The following is a 20643-nucleotide window of genomic DNA, read 5'->3' as shown; positions in this document are numbered from 1 at the left end:
GAAACGTCGACGTCGTAAGAGATTTCCGCGGTCGGCATCGGGGCTGGCAATATAGCTCCGAGTTGGATGTCGCCGTTATTTTTGAAAGCGCGTATATGGCCAAGGCCATTGCGGTCTTCTCCTACCAGAAAGCTCTTCGACTTCACCATCCGTTGCGATTGAATTTTCTCGCTGGTTGAAATTTGCACTACGCCGCTTTCGGTGTCCAGTTCAGCCCCGAGTTTAGAGTCGCGATTAAGATCTCGCGCGCCGTGCGGGCTCGAAGTCACAGCGTCGGTACTGAATGGCGTAATGCCGTCATTCTGACTAATAGTTCGGAGTCGGTCGTCGCTCTGGATGAAGATTCTGTCGGGGATCTTTGAATTAACTTCAAGAACCGAGGCCGGTGAAGCTATTAGCAGCAGGCCTAGAACGAAGGTGGAGGTAATAGTATGTACTGGGCGACGGGGATTACGAGGGGGCATTTCGATCCTTCTATAATGCGGGGCGCGAGACGCCCAATCTAAGTGATCATATCCTCCTTTGGCTGCGTTGGCTGCACGTCCGCGTGGTTCGCCCCGACTTCGCACGCATAGACGGTCTGCGAGAAATCGTCGTTGGCTCCGCTGATGAGCGGGTGTGGGTGGGCGGGCGTCCTAGACTCGACCACATGAGCACCGACGCATCTGCACCCCAGCCAGCGACCGCCTCGGCGGCGGCACCCGACCCGCAGCTGCATGCAGCGGCCCTGGAGGTGCTGCGCGAGCTCACCGGCCGGGCTGACGCGCAGTTCCACCCCGGCCAGTTCGAGGCGATCTCAGCACTGGTCGCCGACCGCCGCCGGGCGCTCGTCGTCCAGCGCACCGGCTGGGGCAAGTCTGCCGTCTACTTCGTCGCCGCGACTCTGCTGCGGTCGGCCGGCCGCGGGCCCTCGCTCATCATCTCCCCGCTGCTGGCGCTTATGCGCGACCAGGTGGCTGCCGCTGAGCGCGCCGGAGTGCGGGCGGTGACGATGAACTCCGCCAACGCCGAGGCGTGGGACCAGGTGCGTGCCGAACTGGCCGCCGGCACCGTGGACGTGCTGCTCATCTCGCCCGAACGACTGGCCAATCCCTCCTTCCGCAGCGAGGTGCTGCCCGGGCTCATGGCCGATCTGGGGATGATCGTCATCGACGAAGCCCACTGCATCTCCGACTGGGGACACGACTTCCGGCCCGACTACCGGCGCATCGGCGCGATCCTCGCGGAGCTGCCCGAAACGATCCCGGTGCTGGCGACGACAGCGACCGCGAACTCGCGGGTCGTCGCTGATGTCGCCGAACAGCTCGGCCAGGATGCGCTCGTCATCCGCGGACAGCTCGCCCGCGACTCCCTGCGCCTGGGCGTGATGGAGAAGGCCGAGCCGGCCCGCCGCCTCGCCTGGCTGAGCGAGCATCTGGGCGATTTCACCGGTTCGGGCATCATCTACATGCTCACCGTCGCCGCGGCACAGGATGTCGCGCGGGCGCTGAGCCAGGCCGGCTGGAATGTCGCCGCCTATACCGGCGCCTCGGACGCCGATGAGCGGGCCGGCATGGAGGCTGCGCTCAAAGCCAACGAGGTCAAGGCGCTCGTGGCAACCTCGGCGCTGGGGATGGGCTTCGACAAACCGGATCTGGGCTTCGTCATCCACTTCGGCGCCCCGTCCTCACCAGTGGCGTACTACCAGCAGGTCGGCCGCGCCGGGCGCGCAACCGATTCAGCTGATGTGCTGCTCATGCCCGGGCCGGAGGACGAACGGATCTGGGAGTACTTCGCCACCGCAACGATGCCCGACGAGGAGACCGCCGCCACGGTGCTCGCCGCCCTCGGACCAGACGAGCCGATGTCGATCCCGGCGCTCGAGACCGTGGTGGGGGAGAAGCGCAGCCGGCTCGAGCTGCTGCTCAAGATCCTGCAGGTCGACGGCGCCGTCGACCGCGTGCGCGGCGGATTCGTCACCACCGGGGCCGGCTGGACCTACGACGCCCAGCGCTACGCCGCAGTCGCTGCCACGCGCACACGTGAGGCCGACGCGATGCGGGAGTATGAGACGACGCAGCTGTGCCGGATGCGGTATCTCACCGGCCAGCTCGATGATGAGACGACCGCTGACTGCGGCCGCTGTGACACCTGCGCCGGCACCTGGTTCGCCACCGAGATCAGCGCTGCCGGACTGCAGACAGCCGGCAGTCAGCTCGCCGCCGTCGGCCTGCCGGTCGCCCCACGCGCCCAATGGCCGAGCGGCCTCGCACGCCTCGGCATCGACCTGCGCGGCACGATCCCGCCCGCTCAGCGGCCAGCCGAAGGCCGGGTCATCGCCCGCCTGACCGATCTGGGGATCGGCCAGCAGCTGGCCGCAGCCTTCGCTGTTGGAGCCGAGGACGCTCCGGTGCCCAAGGCGATCGGCCAGGCGGCAGTGCGGGTGCTCGCCGACTGGGACTGGCCCACCCGTCCCGAGGCGGTGATCTCGGTGCCGAACACACTGCGGCCGGTCTTCACCCGCTCCCTGGCCGCCGGGCTGGCCGCGGTGGGGCAGATGCAGGATCTGGGCGCTTTCGAGATGCTCGCCGATCCCGGCAGCCCGGACGTCAACTCCGCCTTCCGCGTCAAGAACCTCGCTGGCGCCTACCGGCTCAGCGCAGAGCAGGCGGCTGCCGTTAAGGGCCGGGCGGTGCTGCTTGTCGATGCGCTCGTCGTCTCCCGGTGGACGATGACGGTGCTTGCCCGCGAACTCCTGCAGGCAGGCGCTGCCGCGGTGCTGCCCTTCGCTGCCGCCCAGCAGGCCTGAGCGCTGTGGGAGCCGGTGGGCCCAGGCTGTGTCAGCCGCGGGCGGGGTAGCGGATGAAGCTCGGGGCGGCAGCGGCTGCGATGAGCACGCCGATGATGACGAGGAACCCGCCGCCGGCGGTCGCCCAGGTGGTGCCGACGGCGGTGGCGGCGTAGCCGTGGAGGACATCGGCGATGCGCGGGCCGCCGGCCACGACGACGATGAAGACACCCTGGAGGCGGCCGCGGACGGCATCATCGGCGGCCTGCTGCAGGATCGTCGTGCGGAAGGCCGCGGAGACCACATCGGCGACACCGCCGATCGCCAGGAACACGACCGCGCCGATGAGCGCGAGCATCCACCAGTGTCCGGCCACCGGCAGCATGAGCCCGAAGCCGGTCATCCCGACACCCCAGACGAGGATGCAGATGACAGCCGCCAGGCCGTGCCGGTGGACGCGGGAGACCCAGCCGGAGAAGATCCCGCCGAGCAGCGCGCCGAGGGGAACCGCGGCTGAGAGGATCGCGAAGACAGCGCCGCCGGAGCTGGGGCCGTTGAAGGTCTCGTGGGCGATCTGCGGGAACAGTGCGCGCGGCATCCCGAAGACCATCGCGATGATGTCGACGACGAAGCTCATGAGCAGCACCGGCGCGGTGAAGAGATAGGCGAATCCGTCGATGACGCTGCGCACTCCGGCCCGGCGCCGCCGCGACGGCGTGCCACCCTCAGCGGCAGCAGCAGCGTCATCGGCGTCAGCGGTGTCAGCGGCCGTTTGCGGCGGCAGGGACGGCAGACGCCAGATGGCCCACACGGACACGAGCAGCGCGCAGGCGTCGAAGAGATAGAGGAAGGAGAACCCGATGACCGGGATGAGCATGCCGCCGACGAGCGGGCCGACGACTGCGCCGAAGGTCATGAGCGTCATATTCAGCGCATTGGCCACCGGCAGCTGGTCACCGGGCAGGAGCGCCGGCAGGATCGCGGTGCGGGCTGGCTGGTTGAGCGCGAAGAACGACTGCTGGAGCGCATAGACCGACAGAATCAGCCACACATTCGGCGCGCCGAGTGCAGAGAGGACGAAGAGCGCGAAGCTGACGGCCACGAGCCCGAAACCGGAGCCGGGCATGAGCAGCCGCCGATCCATGACATCGGCCAGCGCACCGCCGTAGAGGCCGAAGATCACCAGCGGAATGAGCCCGAACAGTCCGGCCAGACCGACATAGCTCGACTGTCCGGTCACTGCATAGAGCTGGGCTGGGATCGCAACGATCGTGATCTGTGCGCCGATGACGGTGACGATGTTCGCCGTCCACAGCCGACAGAACGTCGGTGTGCGCAGCGGTCGCGTATCCGCTAACAGATCTCTGAGTGCCACCGAGACAGCTTAACGTGAGTCGACTGCGCGTGAGCCGGCACGGCGCCAGCCGGATGAGCGGCCGGCGCCACGAGCGCCGGGCGGCAGCACGCATGCTCCCGCCCGGCGCTTCGCTGATGTCGTCAGACAGTCTGACGGGCAGTGCGACGGTGCTGGAGGGCAGCTCCGATGCCGAGCATGAGGAGCCCGGCACCCGCCCAGATCGCCAGCACCAGCCAGTGGCCGCCGGTGGGCGCATCGGGGAAGAAGCTGATCGAGCGCAGCAGGTCGACGAAGGTGCCGTTGGGCATATAGGCGCCGATCGTTCCCATCGGTTCGGAGAGGAACTCCCGCGGTGCGAAGAGTCCGGCCCACGGGTTGGCGATGAAGAAGATGGTGAGGATGCCCAGCACCATGCCGCCGCGTCCGAGCATTGTGCCGAGGCCGGAGATGAAGCTGCTGATGGCGAGGATGCCCATGCCCAAGGCGGCGGCTGCGAGCCAGTAGTTGCCCTGGAGCACATCGAACCAAGGCCCGAGCACTGCGGCACCGACCAGTCCGCCTGCTGTCGCGACCGCGGCGAGGGTTGCGAACCGTCGGATCGGCGTGCGCACGACGAGCAGCGAGACGACGGCTCCGGCCATTCCGCCGATGAGTCCGGGCATCATCGTCAGGTTGGCTGCGACGCTGACGCTGCCGGCGGGCACGACATCGGTCACCTTCACTGTGGGCGGCTGCTGACCAGCGCCTGGCTGCTCAGCACCGGGCTGGCCGCCGGCCGGCGGCGCGGCTTGGCCAGCCTGCGCGGCTTCCATTGCCTCGCCGATCTTCGCCAGCATCTGCGCCACCTGCGGGTTGCCGGCGCTGGTGGTGAGGATCTCTGTCTCGGGGCCGACGACGATGGCGCCGACGACCTCCCGCTTCTCAATCGCCTCGACGGCAGCATCGCGGTCAGCCACCTCGGTGAGGTCGAAAAGATCCTCATCCTGAGCCGCGAGCTGATCCTCAACAACTGAGACTGCCGGGGCAGGCCCAGCGATGGCGAGCGGAACGTGCTGAGGGCTGCCGGTCGTGATCGGCCACAGGAATGCTGCAGCGACGAGACCGACGAGGACGGAGACTGCCAGGCCGAGTCCGACGGCCACCGGCCACGGTGTGTGCTTGGTGTCGTCCTGTGGTGAAGCGGTCTTTGCCTGCTCGTCTCCAGACTCAGAATCTGCAGCGCGGGTGAAGAATGGCAAGCAGTCAGAAGAAGCGCACGGGCCGGCCGCCTGGGGAGTCGCAGACACGCAAGGAGCTGCTGCAGATCGCGGCGCGCCGGTTCGCCGAGACCGGCTACAGCGGGACGTCGCTGCGTGCGATCACGACGGAGGCAGGTGTCGACCCGACGCTCGTGCGGCACTTCTTCGGCGACAAGGAAGGGCTCTTCCGTGAGGCAGTGCTGGAGCAGGCGGCGATGCGCGATGTGATCTTGGAATCTCTTGCCGATGCCGACATCGATGAGATCGGTGTGCGCCTCGTCGAAGCCTGGCTGGACGTCTGGGAGAGGGAACCGTCCGCGGCGATCCCGCGCGCCGTGCTGCGCACAGCGCTCGAATCAGATGAGGCTCGCGCCCTCCTGCAGGACGTCATCAGCGCCGAAGCGCCACGGAGTGCGCAGATGCTGCCGGGCAATGTCGAGCTGCCCGGCACGATCTTCGCGTTCTCACATCTGCTCGGCATCTGCACGATCCGCTATGTGCTGCGCCTCGAGCCGCTGGCGAGCATGGACCGCAGCGAGGTCGTGGCGATGGTCGGACCCCTCATCCAGCAGGCGCTGCAGCCGACGGCGACAGCACCTGAGCAGCGCGAGGAATGAACCTCAGACCAGCGGCAGGTCCGATGGGTCGGCGTTGGCGCCGCATACGATGACGGTGACATCTTCATCGGGCTGCGGCTGATAGGCGCCTGACAGCAGTGCGGCCAGAGCGGCCGCGCCGCCGGGTTCGGCCGCGATGCGGGTCTGGCGCCACAGCCAGGTGCGCGCCTGCCTGATCGCCTCATCCTCAACGAGGACCGGATGCAGGTCATCGCGCTGGGCGACGGCGAAGCAGATCTCGCCGATGGTGCTCGCGCCGAGCGAATCAGCAGCGATGCCGGCCGGACTGATGGCAGTGCGCTCACCGGCAGCCAGCGCGGTGTGCAGTGCAGCGCAGCCCACCGGTTCGACCGGCACCACACGGGCGCTGGAACCGAACCACGCAGCGACCCCGCCGACGAGACCGCCACCGCCGGTGGCGACGAGCACGGTCGGGCGGCCGACCTCGGCGCCGGGGCTGCCAGCGACAGCAGCCCGCTCGCGGCTCAGCTGCTCGTCGAGCTCTCGGCCCAGCGTGCCCTGGCCGGTGACGGTGGCAGGGGAGTCGTAGGCGTGCAGGGCGAGCGCGCCGGGCTGTGCGGCGGCCTCCTGGCTGGCGGCGAAGGCATCGGCGTACACCGTGCCGGTGACCGTCACCTGCGCGCCCATCGCCTGCAGTCGGGAGACCTTAGCCTCCGGCGCGGTGCTCGGCACGAAGATCTGTGCGGGGATGCCGAGCTCGGCAGCCACATGGGTGACGGCCAGACCATGATTGCCACCGGAGGCGGCGACGAGAGACTGCGGCGCCTCGGCAGCGGTGAGCGCACCGGTGAAGGCGCCGCGCGGTTTGAAGCTGCCGGTGTGCTGGAAGAGCTCGAGCTTAAGCCTCACCGGGGTGCCGCAGGGCAGGTGCACCTCCATGAGCGGGGTGCGGCGGATGCGCACGCCGATGAGCGCATGGGCGGCAGCGATCTCATCGCGGGTGGGAACGATCGACATGCCGGTCAGTCTACTGCTGGGCGCTCAGCGCTGAATCTCGTTCTCGGCCGAGGCCTCTGCTGTGCCCTCTGCCGCTGCGTCAGCTTCAGCGGCTTTGGCCTTCTTCGCTTCGCTGCGCATGGTCTTGGCCGTCGACCACCCGACGATGCCGATGACGAGCGCCAGCGAGATCCACACCGCATAGCGGTCGATGACCTGGATGACATCGACTGCGGCCTGCCCGAGCTGATAGCCCAGCGCGGTCCACACCGCCGTCATCGCAGCCGCTCCGGCGATCTGGGCGGTGAGGAACAGCCACAGCGGCATCCGGCTGTAACCGGCGACGAGCCAGGCGATCGGCCCGGGGAAGCCGGGCACGCGCGAGATGAAGATGAAGAACAGCAGCAGCCAGGTCGGGACGTTCTTCAGCTGCCGGAAGCGTTTGCGCTGACGGTCGGACTGGGCGAAGAGGTCCACGGCGCCATCGCCCCAGCGGCGGCCGGCCAGCCAGAACATCCAGTCGAGCTTCGCCATGCCGATGAGGCCGGCGATGAACACGAGGGTGAGCGGCAGCTCGCCGATCCGAGCGAAGGCGGCAGCGCCGACGATCGCGGACTTCGCGCCGGTGAGGAACTCCAACAGCACCGGGTGGCTGGCGATGAGCTGCGGGCGGAACGGCAGCATCACCATGTAGAACAGCGGCACGCCCATGAGTCCGAAGAGCAGCAGCTTGTCCACCGGTGTGGCCTTGCCCTGCCAGGGGGCGACGTCCTGCCACGACTGCGGCTCGCCAGGTGCCTGCTCCGCTGCCGCGCCCGAGGTGTCGGCCGGCTGTTCCTCGGCAGCGGCCGGAGTGCCGGGGGCGGCGGCGTCGGGGTCGGTGAGCTGTTCGGCGCGTGGGGATGGGGCAGCGGCCGGTTCGGGCTGCTGGTTGTCGTCGGGGATCCCGCACTCGTTGTCGGTCATGGTCTACAGATTAGTCCGCTGCCCACAGTGAGGACAGCTGAGCGCGGGCACTTTACGGGGTACACACAGGGCCGGGAGGGATCCGCATGATCCCTCCCGGCCCTGTGCATGAGGCTTGGCCGTATATCAGTGGCGCGGCTGCCCGTCGCCGGCGGAGTTCGGCATGTCCGGGCCGGCGCCGCCGGCAGCGTTCTGCTGGTTCTGCAGCAGGTCGCGGATCTCGGTGAGCAGCTCCTCGGAGGTCGGCGGAACCTCGTCCTCCGGGGCGCCGCGCTTGCGCAGCTCGTTGATCTTGTTCATCGGCATGATGATGACGAAGTAGACGACAGCAGCGACGATGAGGAAGTTGATGCAGGAGGTGATGACCGCGCCGATGTCGACCTTGGTCGCTTCGACGCCCTCACGCAGGTAGAACGACAGGGCCGGCGACTCGGCCGAACCGATCGCAGCGATGAGCGGGTTGATGACCTTGTCGGAGATCGCGGTGACGATCGCTGTGAAGGCGCCGCCGATGATGACCGCGGTCGCGAGTTCGATGACATTGCCGCGGAGAATGAAGTCTCTGAAGCCCTTGAGCATTGTGGAAGTCCTTTCGGGTGTACAGCAGCTTGGGCGCGCAAGCACACGCCGACTGTCTCATTGACACATAGATCGTACCCGCCACGGGACAGGAATTCAGGTTTCAACTAACCCTCAGGCGGCACACATATATGCAGAAATGCGCATTCAGGCACCGGATCGTGACCACAGTCATATCGTTGCGCCTCCGGTGGTGCGCAGCGGATCAGTTTAGCACCGCGAAGCTGAGGGCGGAACCGGCGATATCGGCCAAAGCTGCGGCTTCGTCCGAATGCACCCGCAGCACCACGACCGTCGAGCGATCCAGCGGTGAGCGTCCGGCACCGGTCTGCTGCACAGACTCCACCACCGCCGACTCGACGACCGCTGAGCCGCGCCCCAGACCTGCCGGCACATCACCGTCTGCATCGGGCAGCTCGCCACCGGCCCCGGCGGCGAACACTCGCACATGATGTCCCGGCTGCAGGACGTGCGCTGCTGCCGCGTCGCCGACCTCGACCGGCAGCGCCACCATGCCCTCCGGCAGCGGTTCGGCTCGCGGGGCGAGGATCGTCTGCTCGGTCAGCACCGCGCCGGAGGCCACATGGGCGGTCGCCGTCGATCCGACCGCAGCGGCTGCATCGGTCAGCGCGCCTTCCGGGACGAGCTCAGCAGGGAACCGGGCGAGTGAGACATCGCTGGCGGTGATCTCAGCTCCGGCTGCGATCGGCGCGCTGGCGATGAGCACCTGCTGGCCGCCGGTGCGCGGAATGATGAGCCAGACAGCGAGCATCGTCGCCACCGCCAGTGCCGCCGCGCCGAGGATGCGCCGGCGCCTGAGCGACACACCGGTGTGTGTCGCAGCCGAGGTGCCGGTCGCTGTGTGTGCGGTGGGCCCGGAGGCAGGCGGCGATGGCTGCCCGAAGGGCAGGAGACGGCGGATGCGCGAGAAGATCATGACCCGAGCATGCGGGACCGGTGCGGCATCTGCGGCTGCTCTGCCGGTGGCCTGTGGATGAGCGCACCCTGTCCATCCACAGCCGTTCGGCGGTCGTCAGCAGTGCTGACCTGCAGGGATGCCGGAATGACGGGGATGTTGGCGGGTGGTTATGACGCAGAGGACGACGAGGTCGATGCAGCGCCTGCAGATGGCGGGCTCGCCGCACCGGAGCTCCCACTCGACGATGACCCGCTCGCCGACGAGTCACCGGAGGCCGACCCACCCGAGGCCGAACCGCTCCCGCTACCTGTGCTGGAGGAACCGCTGTCCGCGCCGGACCCGCTCGAACCATCAGAGCCGGACCCGCCGGAGGTCGCACCGTGATCGTTGCGGTAGAAGCCCGAACCCTTGAAGCTCACACCGATCGAACCGAACACCTTCCGCAGCCGTCCGCGGCACTCCGGGCAGACGGTGAGTGCATCGTCAGTGAAGGCCTGATGAATATCGAAGGGATGGGAGCACTCGGTGCAGCGGTAGGCGTAGGTGGGCACAGCAGACCTCTCTGACGGGCGAAAATCCGTAGAGAAGTATAGCCCTACTCGCATGCGCCGGCGCCGCTGCCGGCCGCCACCGGCCGCACGCCCAGCTCCGTCGCCACCGCGCTCACCTGCAGATCCCACTCCTCGGCCCGCACCGCCAGCCCGGCCTCAGCGGCGTAGCAGACACCGATGAACGGCACCCCCGCCGAGCCGGCCGGCACCTGCCCCTGGGGCCCGAAGGTCCGATCGTAGAACCCGCCCCCATTGCCCAGCCGGGCGCCTGCGGAACTGTAGGCAAGCCCCGGCACGAACACCACGCCGACGGCAGGATGCTGCTCGGTCCCAGCCACCACCTCGGCGGCGGTCAGCTCAGCCTCCGGCTCCCGGATCTGCCAGCGGCCCACCCGCGGCAGCGCGGCCATCGGGCCGGACAGCCGGCCGAAGCGCAGCGGCTCACCAGGGGTGGTGACAGGCAGATAGACTGTGCGCCCGCGCGCGCGGGCGGCATTGAGGAAGGCATCGAGATCCGGCTCCCCAGCCAGCGCCGCATAGGCCAGGATCGCACCGGCGTCCGGCAGGCAGGAGTCGAGCACGCGAGCGAAGTCGGCGCCGGAGCCGTCACGGGCCCTGCGATCAGCGCGGATGCGGCTGCGCAGCTGCGCCTTGGCCGCTGCATCCCCGGTGCGGGTCATCGGGGTTCCCTTCGCATGCGTAGACTGTGGGACATGACTGAGAATAGCAACGCCCCCGTGCGCAAGGTTGTCATCCCCGTCGCCGGCCTCGGCACCCGCTTCCTGCCGGCCACCAAAGCCACCCCCAAGGAGATGCTGCCGGTCGTCGACAAGCCGGCTATCCAGTACGTCGTCGAAGAAGCCGTCAACGCCGGACTCGACGACATCCTCATGATCACCGGCCGCAACAAGCGCCCGCTGGAGGACCATTTCGACCGCGTCGACGGCCTCGAGCGCGCACTCGAAGCCAAGGGCGATGCGAAGAAGCTCGCTGCCGTGCAGCACTCCTCGGAGCTGGCGAACATCCACTACGTGCGCCAGGGCGATCCGCTCGGACTCGGACATGCGGTCCTCAAGAGCGAACTGCATGTCGGCCGTGAGCCCTTCGCCGTCATGCTCGGCGACGATCTCATCGATGAGGCCAATCCGATCCTGGAGAAGATGATCGCCGTCCAGCAGCAGACCGGCGGCTCCGTCGTCGCGCTCATGGAGGTCCCGCAGGACGAGGTCAGCCTCTACGGCTGCGCGGCAGTCGAGGAGACCGACGTCGACGGCGCGGTGCGCGTCACCGGCCTCGTCGAGAAGCCCGACCCGTCCGAGGCGCCGAGCAACCTGGCGATCATCGGCCGCTACGTGCTCGCCCCGGAGATCTTCCCCGTCCTGCACAAGACCCCGCCCGGACGCGGCAATGAGATCCAGCTGACCGACGCCCTGCAGACCCTGGCCGCCGACCCGAATTCCACGGGCGTCTACGGTGTCGTATTCTCCGGTGACCGCTACGACACCGGCGACAAGATCAGCTACCTCAAGGCCGTCATCACGCTGGCCGGACGCCGCGACGACCTGGGCGAGGAGCTCAACGGCTGGCTGCGCGAGTACGTCGCCGGCCTCGACAGCTGAGACCGCAGGTGACCGGACTGTTCGGCAGCACCTTCGGCGGACCGCTGCAGGCCGTCGAATCCTATCGGGCTCTCGTCATCGCCGCCGGCCCGGCCCACCCGCTGGCCGGCCGCAGGCTCATGGCCGCAGCCGAGGCGGCGAAGACGATGCTCGACGACTACGGTTTCGACGTCGAGACGACCGCCGCCGAGGTCGGCGACGAGCTGCATGAGCGGCTCGCCTCCGCCTGTGCGGCTGGCAGCCCCATCCGGGCGGTGGCCGTCGTCGGCCGCCTCGGGGTGGGGTTGGGCTGCGAGCTGAGTGCCGCGCTCAGCGGTGCGCTCGACGCTGAGGTGCCGGGGCTGGTGCAGGCGATCCGCCGCGCCCAGCTCGACGCCGGCTATGCCCGCGCGGTGTTCGAGTCCCCGGTCTGCGGCTGGATCGGCACCACCGTCGTGCTCAGCCTGCCCGATGACGTCACCGGTGTGCAGTCGGCGATCCAGGAGGTCGGGGCGATCATCCTCGAGGTCCTCGACGAACTCGACGAGGAAGCCGCAGACGACAGCGCCGACTCCGATACCGAGGCCGATGTCCACGACCTGCGGCCCAAGGTCGTCCCGCTCAACCGCACCCCCAGCGGGCCGCCGCGCGACCGGTGAGGGATCGATGAGCGGATTCTGGCCGGTCGAGCTGCGCTCCGATGAGGTGCTGCTGCGCCCGATGACCCGGAGCGATGCGAAGGACTACAAAGAGGTGCGCATCCGCAACCACCGCTGGCTGAGCCCGTGGGAGGCGACCGATCCGCGCGGGGGAGACCCGGCGGACTTCCACCATCTGCGCCGGCTGCTGCACCGGCAGGCGAAATCCGGCCGGCTGCTGCCCTTCGTCATCGACATCGGCGGGCGGCTGCGCGGGCAGCTGACGGTCTCCGGGTTCCAGTGGAGCTCGCTCATGAGCGCGCAGCTGGGCTATTGGATCGATGAGCAGCTCGCCGGCCGCGGCCACACCCCGACGGCGGTGGCACTGGCGACCGACTACTGCTTCTCCGGGCTGGGACTGCACCGGATGGAGATCAACATCCGCCCGGAGAACACCGCCAGCCTGCGGGTGGTCGAGAAGCTCGGCTTCCGCTATGAGGGACTGCGCGAACGCTATATGCACATCGACGGTGCCTGGGCCGATCACGCGAGCTTCGCGCTCCTGCGCGAGGACGTGCCCTTCGGACTGCTCAACTACTGGCATCGGAACCGCGCCCAGCCCCCGGCCGCCCACTGAGCCGCTGGCCTGCCTCAGAGCCGGGTGCCCCTGAACTGCCGGCTGTGCCGGCCGCCAGGCGGCGGCCGCGGCAGATTCTCGACACACCCATCGTGATCCGATCGTGACAGTCGCTGCGGACCTACAGTTGTGGTGTGGAGGCAAGCATCACGATTCTCATCGCACTCGTCGTGCTCTTCGCGTTCACGTTGCCGGCTCTTCTGCGGCGAACGGAGCGCGCAGCAGCACAGCGCGAGCTCAATGAGGTGCCGGAAACCGCCGAGATCTGCCAGCCTCCGGCAGCCGAGCCCTGCACTGCAGAACCCGCCCGCCCGGAGCTCTTCACCGCCTCCACCCCGGCTGTCCGCTTCGCACCACCGCCAGCAGTCGATGTCGTCTCCGAACCGGCCCAGCTGAGCCTGCGCCGTCCCGCCCCCACCCTGTCGATCATCGACGGCGGTGCGGAGCCTGCCGATGCGGTGCAGGCGCCAGCAGCCGAACCGGAGTGCATCGAACTCCCGGTGGCTGTCGGAGAGACCCTCTCCCTGACGCAGCTGCACTCCGCAGCACAGACGATGACGCCACGCGACCGCCGACCCTTCAACCCTCTGGATGCCACGATGACGAACACCACTGAAGCCGGACCCACCACCTCGCACCGCGGCCGACCTGCCGCCATGCCGGCTCACCTGCGTCGTCACCTCGACTCCGCCCGCCCGGCCGGCACCCGCGCCGCGGGAGCTGCCGCCGGCGCCCGCATCTCGGGTTCGGGCAGCGCCGGCCCGGTCGGTGGTCCCGGTTCCCACCGTTCCCGAGGCGGTGCCCCCGCAGATCGTGCCGCTCGCCCCGCGGGCCGGCCGGCTGCCCCGGTCGATGCGAAGACCGCTGAGAAGATCGCCGGCATCCGCTCGGTCATCCCGATGATCTCCGTCGTGTTCCTCGGCATGCTCGCCGCTGCCCTCGTCACCGCCGTGCTCGCAGCCTTCAGCGTGCTGCCCTGGGCTGTGCCGCTGCTGGCAGCAGTGCTCGCCGGCGGTGCGGTGCTGCTCGTCGGTGAGCTCAACAAGCGGGTGCGCGCCCTGCGGAAGGAGGCTGCCAGCCCGGTGGCCGAGGCTCCGCGCGCCTATGAGACCGCCCAGGCCAGCGAAGCCGGGCAGACCCGCGAGGCCGTGCAGGCCCGCGCAGATGTGGAGGCTGAGGCGACTGCCCAGAGCGATGCCGAACGCCCGGCACCGGCCGCAGCGCGCGCCCCACGCCCGTCTGCCCAGGCTCGCCGCTTCCCCCGTCACATCATCGATGTCGACGCAGCCCAGCCGGAGTCGCCGGCATCTGAGACCGAGTCCACCGCAGCGGAAGCCGCTGCGAAGGACACCGCCCAGCCGGCCGCAGAGGAGTCTGCACCGGAAGCCGAGACCGCCGCCGTTGAGGACCCCCCGGCCTCGGAAGCCACCGAGGACACCTCCGGCGAGGACTACGCAGCGGAGACGGATACCTCCGTCACCATCTCGCGGACCACCCCGGAGTCCCTGTCGCTGAGCTTTGGACCGAAGCCGCGCGCCGCCGAAGACTCCGCAGACGCAGCCGCCACCACTGCTGAAGCCGCTGACGATGCCGAAGCCGATGCCGAGATCGCTGACGATGCTGAGGCTGGCGCGGACGCCGAGGCGACCGACACCTCGGCGATGGCCGATCCCTTCGCCCAGCGCCTGCAGGCAACCGGCTGGAAGCCCAACCCGCTGCCCAAGCCCACCTACGTCGACGCCCCGGTCGTCGCCCGCGAGCAGCCGGAGCCGGTCGTGGCCGATGCCAGCTCGTTCACGCTGGAACCGCAGTCGCGCGAATCGCTGGCGGAGATGTTCGCCGCTGAGCTCGGCTACCGCCCGGAGCTCGAGGATGCCGCGCGGGACGATGACGCAGCCGGCCCGCTCTCCCATGGCCGTACCGCGATCCGCTTCAAGGCCACCGGCACGGACTCCGGCGCTGGCGTGGCCAGCATCGACGACGTGCTCGCCCGGCGCCGCGCCTGAACCGGCTGCCGGTGAAGCCGTCGGCCGCCATCGGCCGACGGCACACTAGCACACGCAGAGAGACCAGCACAGGCTGAGGTCGGCACAGACCGCTGCCAGCACAGACGCAGAAGAGCCCCGAACCGATGTGGTTCGGGGCTCTTCAGCTGCGCAGGTGCCGGCGTCAGGCGCGCGGCGTGGCGATGTACTTGACCTCGAGGAACTCCTCGATGCCGACGCGGCCGCCCTCACGGCCGAGGCCGGACTGCTTCATGCCGCCGAAGGGCGCACCCGGGTTCGACACAAGACCGGTGTTGAGGCCGACCATGCCGCACTGCAGCTGCTCGGAGAGCTTGAGGCCGCGTGAGAGGTTCTCGGTGAAGAGGTAGCCGGCCAGACCGAAGTCAGTCTCATTGGCCATCTCGATGGCCTGCTCATCGGTGTCGAAGGTGAAGATCGGGGCGACGGGGCCGAAGATCTCCTCGCGGCGGATCTCGCAGTCCTCCGAGACGTTCGTCAGCACGGTCGGCTCGTAGAAGTAGCCGGGGCCGTCGACCTTCTTGCCGCCGGTGAGGACCGTTGCGCCCTTCGCCACGGCGTCGTCGACGAGCGAGCTGACCTTCTCACGGGCCTTGTCCTCGACGAGCGGGCCGACCGAGTTGTTCTCATCCAGACCGTTGCCGATCGTCAGCTGGCCCATCCGCTCAGCGATGCGCTGCGCGAACTCCTCGGCGAGCGAGGAGTGGACGAAGAAGCGGTTGGCTGCCGTGCAGGCTTCGCCGATGTTGCGCATCTTCGCCTGCATCGCGCCTTCGACGGCCTTGTCCAGGTCGGCGTCCTCGCAGACGACGAACGGGGCGTTGCCGCCGAGCTCCATCGAGGGCTTCATGACGTTCTTGGCGGCCTGCTCCAGCAGCCCGACGCCCACCTCGGTCGAACCGGTGAAGGTGACCTTGCGGGCGATGTTCGACTCCATCCACGGGGTCACGACGCGGCGGGCCGACGCCGAGGTGACGACGTTGAGCACACCTGCCGGCAGGCCGGCGTCCTTGAGGACGTCGACGAGCATGAGGGAGGTCAGCGGGGTGAGCTTGGCGGGCTTGAACACCATCGTGCAGCCGGCGGCGATGGCCGGGCCGATCTTGCGGGTGCCCATGGCCAGCGGGAAGTTCCACGGGGTCACGAGCACCGCCGGGCCGACCGGTTCGCGGGAGACGATGACGCGATTCTTGCCGTCAGGCGACTGGGTGAAGTCACCGGTGATGCGTACGGCCTCCTCGGCGAACCAGCGGAAGAACTCGGCGCCGTACGCGACCTCGCCGCGGGACTCGGCGAGGCCCTTGCCCATCTCAGCCGTCATGACTGCGGCGATGTCCTCCTGGCGCTCCATGAGCAGCTCATAGGCGCGGCGCAGGATCTCACCGCGCTCGCGGGCCGGGACGGCAGCCCATTCGGCCTGCTTCTCACCGGCGACGCGGATCGCCTCGAGAGCGTCCTCAGCCGAACCGTCGGCGACGCTGGCGATGACCTCGCCGGTGGCCGGGTTCTCGACGTCGATGGTCTTGCCGCCTTCGGCATCGCGCCATTCGCCGTTGATGAAGAGACCGGTGTTGACCTTGTCCAGAATGGGCTGGATGTCCATGTTCGCCTCCTTGAGAAACGAGAGTTCGTATGGAACTGCGGGGTTCCGCTGCCAGTCTAGACCGCGACGGCACATTGTGAAGCCGGGCTGAGCGCACATGAGACACCGCAGCGCTGACCGGCGCAGGAGCCGGTCAGCTGGGGTGGGGGATCAGGCGAGGTGGTCCTGCCACTGCGGGTGCTTGCCGACGTAGCCCTCGACATACGAACACGTCGGGCGGATCCGGTAGCCGGCATCGACGGTGTCGGTGAGTGCGTAGTCGACGAGCGCGCCGGCCAGCCCACGTCCGCCCCACGCAGGGGAGACGACGGTGTGGTCGAAGTCGCGGATGCCCCCGGCAGCTGCCTGACCGGACTGGTGGTAGTCGGCGAACCCAATCTGCTCGCCGTCATGGCTGATGGTGTACCGGCCGGCCTCGGCATCGTGGGCCAGGGTGAAGGTCTCGGAGTCGACGGTGATGTCCATGTGCGTCCTTTCGTCGGCCTGCCGGCGGCCGGCTGGGCGTCTCGACCGCCTCGGGAACGGCAGTGTCCTCACCTGATGACGTTGTCCATGGTTTCGATACTACCGGCCGGCACGGACGTGACCACGGCTGGCACGTCCGGGCGAGCCGGCTAAGTCAGTCGGGAAGAGAAAGCCCGTTGCTGGCTTCCAGTGAGACGAGGAGGTAGATCGCCAGTTCCATAGCCTGCACCTCATCGACTCCGTAGATCTCCTTGTCGATGTCGGTGCTCAAGCCGCGGGAGCGGACGATGGACAGCCACTCCGAGTCAGGCTCGGGTCGAGCCTTGCGCGGCCAGGAGACGCAGATGTGAACTCGCTTCCCGTTGACCGGTTCATACTCCCGGGTCAGCCAGCCGCGCTCAGTCATCCGTTTGCACCAGCCAAGCAGGCTGCGTACCTCACCATCAAGGCACTCCAGCATACCGCCTTGGCCTTTGCGTTCTTGATTCGGCGGCACTGCGCTGCCCCCCGGTCATGCTGTCGGTCGCAGTCTCGCTTCGTGTGCATTGGAGCTGGGGCGGCAGCGATTCCACAGAGACTTCCTGCTGACATGTACATGTTGCCGGTTGCGAGCCTGGACATGCCGGTTCCGATGTGCCCTGCGCTGGATGCCGTGTGATGCGCAGATGTGGAACGGGCCGACGATGACTGCACCTGATGGTTTTCGTGGGCGGATGATGGCGCAGCGGTTGCCGGGGCAAGCCCGAATGTCAGAGCGAAGATGATTGCGGTGGAGGTGGTCATGAGGCTAGTGCGGAGAGGGGGTCTGCGGTGTTTCGTAGCAGTCGTCATGCGCTCAATTTAGGCCAGCATGATCGGTTGGTGAATCTGGACTTTAGTCGTAGTAGGCTCCGCAGCTCCGATTCGTCTCCGTCCTCTCGCCGCTCATGTGCGTAACCGTCTTTTCGTCAGAATCGGTGCTGGGTCGAAGCGTGGACACAAAGTCTCGAGGAGTCCGGGGGAGTGCCGGTTGTCGCCCAGGGAGCGACGGGCCACGGCTACGGCAATGCAGACAGCGGCGGCGCAAGAGCCCAAATTAATGACGAAGCTGGTGCCGGTCAACAGTGCTGCACCGGTCAGACAGGCTGCGCTGGCTGCCGTGTCGGCAGCTGGCCAGTACAGGGTGTTGAGGCGCAGGCTCGCGCACCTCTCCAGCACCCACGACACGCTGTCGCCGATGGCACGCGCTGCAGTGGCGATGCCGGTGACGACGAGCACGGCGCTGACATAGAGCTGGGCGTTCTCTGCCATTCCCGCAGAAGCGCGCAGGCACAAGATGATGCTTCCGATTCTGACGATCGCAGAGGCGAGGGCCGGAACAAAGTCCAAAACCCGGACAGGTGCAGGCCCGGGCATGTCGGCGACTCTGCGCTCGACGAGCGCGCCGGGGATCATGAAACTGAGCTGAATGGCCAGCATCCGCCTGATGGCCAAGGCTGCGAGGATGCCGACGATGAGAAGGGGGCTCCACTCCGGCAGCGATCCGCGGGCCAGATGCTGGCTAACGCGCGGTATCACCCAGGCGATGAGCACCACGGTCATGCTCGCAGTCAGCATCCAGATGATGACTCTACTCCCGTCATGCGAGCGGCCCGGACGCGGGGCGCTCTGCCCGCTAGGCTGGTGGGAGACCGCCGCAGGCCCAACCCGGGAGGACCCATGAAGATCATCGACGGTGACACGATTCTCGCCCACATGGATTACGGACAGGCGATCGAGGCGCTGCGCAACGCGCTGGCCGGGGGCTTCGACCCCGCAGACGATTCCGCGCGGGTGTCGGCTGAGCTCAGCCGCGGCGAGTTCCTCTTCATGCCAGCCGAACTCGGCCGCTACTGCGGGTTCAAGGCCCTGACCGTCACCCCGGACAACCCCGATGACGGGCATCCGCGCATCCAGGGCAGCTACCTGCTGCTCGACTCCTACAACCACACCACTCTCGCCTACCTCGACGGGATCGCGATCACGAACATCCGCACCCCGGCCGTCTCACTGGCCGGCGTCAAGGACGTCATCGAGCAGCGGTTCCCCGACGGCGTGCGCCTGGCGGTCTACGGAGTCGGCCCGCAGGCTCTGCCGCACGTCGACGCGACCGCGGCGGTCACGCAGATCCGCGACGTCAAGGTCGGCGTCAGGAGCCTGGAACGCGCCGATGAGGTGCTCTCCGGTCTCGCCGACCGCGGGCTGAGCGGCTCCCCGATCCTCTCCGGCAGCGAAGGGGCCGAGCAGGCACTGGCCGACTGCGACCTCATCATCACCGCGACCTCGGCCTCCGAGCCGCTGTTCAATGCCGCCAGCATCCGCAAGGACGCGGTCGTCGTGGCGATCGGCTCCCATTCCCCGGACAGCCGTGAGCTGCCGGCCGAGCTGCTCGGCCGCGGCACCGTCATCGTCGAAGCCAAGCACACCGCCGCGGCCGAATGCGGAGACCTGGTGCTGGCGATCGCGGAGAACGAACTGACAATCGACGACGTCGTGACCTTCCGCGACGTCGTGAGCAAGGGCACCGCGATCCTCGATCCGGACAAGCCGGTGGTTTTCAAGACCTCGGGCATGTCGTGGGAGGACCTGGCGATCGCCTCAGCCGTGTACGAGGCGCTCGAGCGGTGACGACACCGGCAGGAGAAGAGGTCTTCGCCCCCGTGCAGGTGGGCGCAGCCGACATCCCCGACTGGGTGGCGCTCATCGAGTCCGCCTACCGCGGGGACGCCTCGCGGGCGGGCTGGACGACCGAGGCCGACCTGCTCAACGGGCAGCGCCTCGATGAGCAGCTGGCCGCCGAGACCCTGGCCGAACCCGGCACCGTCGTGTTCCTCGTGCGCGCAATTGACAGCACGCCGCTGGCGACCGTGCAGCTCGTCGAACGCGATAACGCGTGTGCCTACCTCGGCATGTTCGCCGTCGCTCCGATCGCGCAGGGCACCGGCACCGGTTCGAAGCTCATGGCCTGGGCCGAGGCGTGGGTTGAGGAGAACTGGGGTGCCACCCGGATCCGAATGAGCGTCATCCGGCAGCGCAGCGAGCTCATCGCCTATTACGAGCGCCGCGGCTACACGGACACCGGCGAGATCGAGCCGTTCCCGTACGGTGATGAGCGCTTCGGGATCCCCAAGCGAGATGATCTGGAGTTCGCGATCCTGGAGAAGCGGCTGGGCTGAGGAGCCTCAGCCGATCGCCAGGCGCTCGCGGCGTGTGCCCAGCGGCAGGCTGTGGGCGACGAGCGTGTGGAGGATGATGCCGGCGATGAGGAACGTCAATGTCGTCGTGCCGAACACCGAGGTGCCGCCGGTCGACAGGCGCTTCGGGGAGATCGTCGTGAGTGCGTGCGCGGCGGCGGTCATCGCCAGGCACAAGCCGATGACCGACACCTCGGCGGCGGTGGCCCCGTTGGTCAGTCCGACGACGCACGCCATGGCGAGCAGCGGCGGGATCATCGTCAGCCAGCCGGCGAGGTTGAGGCGCACATGCATTGTCCTCCTAACCCTCTACAGGCACACTTGATGTGTCAAGAGTTAGGAGGCTCGGATGCCAATACTCGAACTTGCGCCAGCCTTCACGCTCGGGGACGCTCGCGCGGCGGGTTTCACGGCTCTTCGGACATCCGGTGGGGGTGAGGTTCGTCGGGTGCTGGTTGGCGGGTAGGGGTCGAGGTCCCCGAGGATCAGAAGCGCTAACCACCTGATCTACCACG

Annotated in this window: 21 protein-coding genes and 1 pseudogene; 9 read left to right on the top strand and 13 right to left on the bottom strand. The window is 68.2% G+C overall.

Annotated features, from left to right (window positions below; genetic code table 11):
* Window positions 1-649: 649 nt before the first annotated feature.
* Window positions 650-2788, top strand: a complete 2139-nt coding sequence (locus ACFFN1_RS06535) for a RecQ family ATP-dependent DNA helicase (protein WP_376839702.1) — start codon at window positions 650-652, stop codon at window positions 2786-2788.
* A gap of 31 nt (window positions 2789-2819) precedes the next feature.
* Here ACFFN1_RS06535 and ACFFN1_RS06530 read toward each other — a convergent pair whose 3' ends face one another.
* Both ACFFN1_RS06530 and ACFFN1_RS06525 read right to left on the bottom strand, forming a co-directional pair.
* The gene (locus ACFFN1_RS06530; RefSeq protein ID WP_376839700.1) at window positions 2820-4142 is read right to left on the bottom strand and encodes an MFS transporter; all 1323 of its coding nucleotides are present in this window, start codon (window positions 4140-4142) and stop codon (window positions 2820-2822) included.
* Between the two features lie 122 nt (window positions 4143-4264).
* Window positions 4265-5266 carry a hypothetical protein gene (locus ACFFN1_RS06525; protein WP_376839698.1) on the bottom strand — a complete coding sequence of 334 codons (1002 nt, stop codon included), beginning with the start codon at window positions 5264-5266 and terminating at the stop codon, window positions 4265-4267.
* Between the two features lie 89 nt (window positions 5267-5355).
* On the opposite strand from ACFFN1_RS06525, the gene ACFFN1_RS06520 reads away from it, so the two are divergent.
* Complete coding sequence (locus tag ACFFN1_RS06520; RefSeq protein WP_376839696.1) at window positions 5356-5979, top strand: TetR/AcrR family transcriptional regulator; 624 nt, start codon at window positions 5356-5358, stop codon at window positions 5977-5979.
* A 3-nt stretch (window positions 5980-5982) separates the two neighbouring features.
* Here the strand turns inward: ACFFN1_RS06520 and ACFFN1_RS06515 are convergent, their stop codons facing one another.
* The 4 genes from ACFFN1_RS06515 to ACFFN1_RS06500 form a co-directional block, all read right to left on the bottom strand.
* Window positions 5983-6957 (bottom strand): serine/threonine dehydratase, encoded by a 975-nt coding sequence (locus tag ACFFN1_RS06515; protein WP_376839694.1) that lies wholly within the window; start codon window positions 6955-6957, stop codon window positions 5983-5985.
* A gap of 24 nt (window positions 6958-6981) precedes the next feature.
* The gene (locus tag ACFFN1_RS06510; RefSeq protein WP_376839693.1) at window positions 6982-7902 is read right to left on the bottom strand and encodes a DedA family protein; all 921 of its coding nucleotides are present in this window, start codon (window positions 7900-7902) and stop codon (window positions 6982-6984) included.
* Between the two features lie 126 nt (window positions 7903-8028).
* A complete protein-coding gene (gene mscL, locus ACFFN1_RS06505; protein WP_376839691.1) occupies window positions 8029-8481 on the bottom strand; it encodes a large conductance mechanosensitive channel protein MscL in 453 nt (150 codons plus the stop codon).
* Between the two features lie 205 nt (window positions 8482-8686).
* On the bottom strand, window positions 8687-9418 hold the full coding sequence (locus ACFFN1_RS06500; RefSeq protein ID WP_376839689.1) for an SAF domain-containing protein: 732 nt from the start codon (window positions 9416-9418) through the stop codon (window positions 8687-8689).
* Between the two features lie 126 nt (window positions 9419-9544).
* Here ACFFN1_RS06500 and ACFFN1_RS06495 point away from each other — a divergent pair, with 126 nt between their 5' ends.
* Window positions 9545-9784: a hypothetical protein gene (locus ACFFN1_RS06495; RefSeq protein ID WP_376839970.1), complete on the top strand. Its 240-nt coding sequence runs from the start codon at window positions 9545-9547 to the stop codon at window positions 9782-9784.
* 26 nt (window positions 9785-9810) lie between these two features.
* Here the strand turns inward: ACFFN1_RS06495 and ACFFN1_RS06490 are convergent.
* Window positions 9811-10005 (bottom strand): annotated as a pseudogene (locus ACFFN1_RS06490) (FmdB family zinc ribbon protein); the annotation flags it as partial.
* Window positions 9996-10631: a 5-formyltetrahydrofolate cyclo-ligase gene (locus tag ACFFN1_RS06485; RefSeq protein WP_376839688.1), complete on the bottom strand. Its 636-nt coding sequence runs from the start codon at window positions 10629-10631 to the stop codon at window positions 9996-9998. The gene ACFFN1_RS06485 and the pseudogene ACFFN1_RS06490, both read right to left, overlap by 10 nt.
* 33 nt (window positions 10632-10664) lie before the next feature.
* Between ACFFN1_RS06485 and galU the strand changes: the two genes are divergently transcribed.
* From galU to ACFFN1_RS06465, 4 genes are all read left to right on the top strand, one after another.
* Window positions 10665-11570 (top strand): UTP--glucose-1-phosphate uridylyltransferase GalU, encoded by a 906-nt coding sequence (gene galU, locus ACFFN1_RS06480; protein ID WP_376839687.1) that lies wholly within the window; start codon window positions 10665-10667, stop codon window positions 11568-11570.
* An 8-nt stretch (window positions 11571-11578) separates the two neighbouring features.
* A complete protein-coding gene (locus ACFFN1_RS06475) occupies window positions 11579-12208 on the top strand; it encodes a hypothetical protein (RefSeq protein ID WP_376839685.1) in 630 nt (209 codons plus the stop codon).
* Between the two features lie 7 nt (window positions 12209-12215).
* The gene (locus ACFFN1_RS06470; RefSeq protein ID WP_376839683.1) at window positions 12216-12824 is read left to right on the top strand and encodes a GNAT family N-acetyltransferase; all 609 of its coding nucleotides are present in this window, start codon (window positions 12216-12218) and stop codon (window positions 12822-12824) included.
* Window positions 12825-12958: 134 nt separating this feature from the next.
* Entirely contained in the window at window positions 12959-14830 is a 1872-nt protein-coding gene (locus ACFFN1_RS06465; RefSeq protein WP_376839681.1) for a hypothetical protein, read from the top strand.
* A gap of 163 nt (window positions 14831-14993) precedes the next feature.
* Here the strand turns inward: ACFFN1_RS06465 and ACFFN1_RS06460 are convergent, their stop codons facing one another.
* The 4 genes from ACFFN1_RS06460 to ACFFN1_RS06445 all read right to left on the bottom strand — a co-directional run bounded on the left by ACFFN1_RS06460 (window position 14994) and on the right by ACFFN1_RS06445 (window position 18497).
* On the bottom strand, window positions 14994-16451 hold the full coding sequence (locus ACFFN1_RS06460) for an NAD-dependent succinate-semialdehyde dehydrogenase (protein ID WP_376839679.1): 1458 nt from the start codon (window positions 16449-16451) through the stop codon (window positions 14994-14996).
* Between the two features lie 150 nt (window positions 16452-16601).
* Window positions 16602-16916: a GNAT family N-acetyltransferase gene (locus tag ACFFN1_RS06455; protein WP_376839677.1), complete on the bottom strand. Its 315-nt coding sequence runs from the start codon at window positions 16914-16916 to the stop codon at window positions 16602-16604.
* A gap of 154 nt (window positions 16917-17070) precedes the next feature.
* The gene (locus tag ACFFN1_RS06450; protein ID WP_376839675.1) at window positions 17071-17322 is read right to left on the bottom strand and encodes a hypothetical protein; all 252 of its coding nucleotides are present in this window, start codon (window positions 17320-17322) and stop codon (window positions 17071-17073) included.
* 518 nt (window positions 17323-17840) lie between these two features.
* Window positions 17841-18497 (bottom strand): hypothetical protein, encoded by a 657-nt coding sequence (locus ACFFN1_RS06445; protein ID WP_376839673.1) that lies wholly within the window; start codon window positions 18495-18497, stop codon window positions 17841-17843.
* Between the two features lie 117 nt (window positions 18498-18614).
* On the opposite strand from ACFFN1_RS06445, the gene ACFFN1_RS06440 reads away from it, so the two are divergent.
* Window positions 18615-19562 (top strand): ornithine cyclodeaminase family protein, encoded by a 948-nt coding sequence (locus ACFFN1_RS06440; protein WP_376839671.1) that lies wholly within the window; start codon window positions 18615-18617, stop codon window positions 19560-19562.
* A complete protein-coding gene (locus ACFFN1_RS06435; RefSeq protein WP_376839670.1) occupies window positions 19559-20110 on the top strand; it encodes a GNAT family N-acetyltransferase in 552 nt (183 codons plus the stop codon). Before ACFFN1_RS06440 ends, ACFFN1_RS06435 begins: the two co-directional genes overlap by 4 nt.
* A gap of 6 nt (window positions 20111-20116) precedes the next feature.
* Here the strand turns inward: ACFFN1_RS06435 and ACFFN1_RS06430 are convergent, their stop codons facing one another.
* On the bottom strand, window positions 20117-20422 hold the full coding sequence (locus ACFFN1_RS06430; protein ID WP_376839668.1) for a hypothetical protein: 306 nt from the start codon (window positions 20420-20422) through the stop codon (window positions 20117-20119).
* Between the last annotated feature and the right edge of the window lie 221 nt (window positions 20423-20643).

The sequence above is a fragment of the Brevibacterium otitidis genome (genome assembly GCF_042429315.1).
GTDB lineage: Bacteria > Actinomycetota > Actinomycetes > Actinomycetales > Brevibacteriaceae > Brevibacterium > Brevibacterium otitidis.
This window is presented reverse-complemented; position numbering and strand designations above follow the sequence as displayed.

Coding starts and splice junctions, on each gene's coding strand:
- ACFFN1_RS06535 (WP_376839702.1), top strand. CDS start 650: ATGAGCACCGACGCATCTGCACCCCAGCCAGCGACCGCCTCGGCGGCG.
- ACFFN1_RS06520 (WP_376839696.1), top strand. CDS start 5,356: ATGGCAAGCAGTCAGAAGAAGCGCACGGGCCGGCCGCCTGGGGAGTCG.
- ACFFN1_RS06515 (WP_376839694.1), bottom strand. CDS start 6,957: ATGTCGATCGTTCCCACCCGCGATGAGATCGCTGCCGCCCATGCGCTC.
- ACFFN1_RS06510 (WP_376839693.1), bottom strand. CDS start 7,902: ATGACCGACAACGAGTGCGGGATCCCCGACGACAACCAGCAGCCCGAA.
- mscL (WP_376839691.1), bottom strand. CDS start 8,481: ATGCTCAAGGGCTTCAGAGACTTCATTCTCCGCGGCAATGTCATCGAA.
- ACFFN1_RS06500 (WP_376839689.1), bottom strand. CDS start 9,418: ATGATCTTCTCGCGCATCCGCCGTCTCCTGCCCTTCGGGCAGCCATCG.
- ACFFN1_RS06495 (WP_376839970.1), top strand. CDS start 9,545: ATGACGGGGATGTTGGCGGGTGGTTATGACGCAGAGGACGACGAGGTC.
- ACFFN1_RS06485 (WP_376839688.1), bottom strand. CDS start 10,631: ATGACCCGCACCGGGGATGCAGCGGCCAAGGCGCAGCTGCGCAGCCGC.
- galU (WP_376839687.1), top strand. CDS start 10,665: ATGACTGAGAATAGCAACGCCCCCGTGCGCAAGGTTGTCATCCCCGTC.
- ACFFN1_RS06470 (WP_376839683.1), top strand. CDS start 12,216: ATGAGCGGATTCTGGCCGGTCGAGCTGCGCTCCGATGAGGTGCTGCTG.
- ACFFN1_RS06460 (WP_376839679.1), bottom strand. CDS start 16,451: ATGGACATCCAGCCCATTCTGGACAAGGTCAACACCGGTCTCTTCATC.
- ACFFN1_RS06455 (WP_376839677.1), bottom strand. CDS start 16,916: ATGGACATCACCGTCGACTCCGAGACCTTCACCCTGGCCCACGATGCC.
- ACFFN1_RS06450 (WP_376839675.1), bottom strand. CDS start 17,322: ATGACTGAGCGCGGCTGGCTGACCCGGGAGTATGAACCGGTCAACGGG.
- ACFFN1_RS06445 (WP_376839673.1), bottom strand. CDS start 18,497: ATGACCGTGGTGCTCATCGCCTGGGTGATACCGCGCGTTAGCCAGCAT.
- ACFFN1_RS06440 (WP_376839671.1), top strand. CDS start 18,615: ATGAAGATCATCGACGGTGACACGATTCTCGCCCACATGGATTACGGA.
- ACFFN1_RS06430 (WP_376839668.1), bottom strand. CDS start 20,422: ATGCATGTGCGCCTCAACCTCGCCGGCTGGCTGACGATGATCCCGCCG.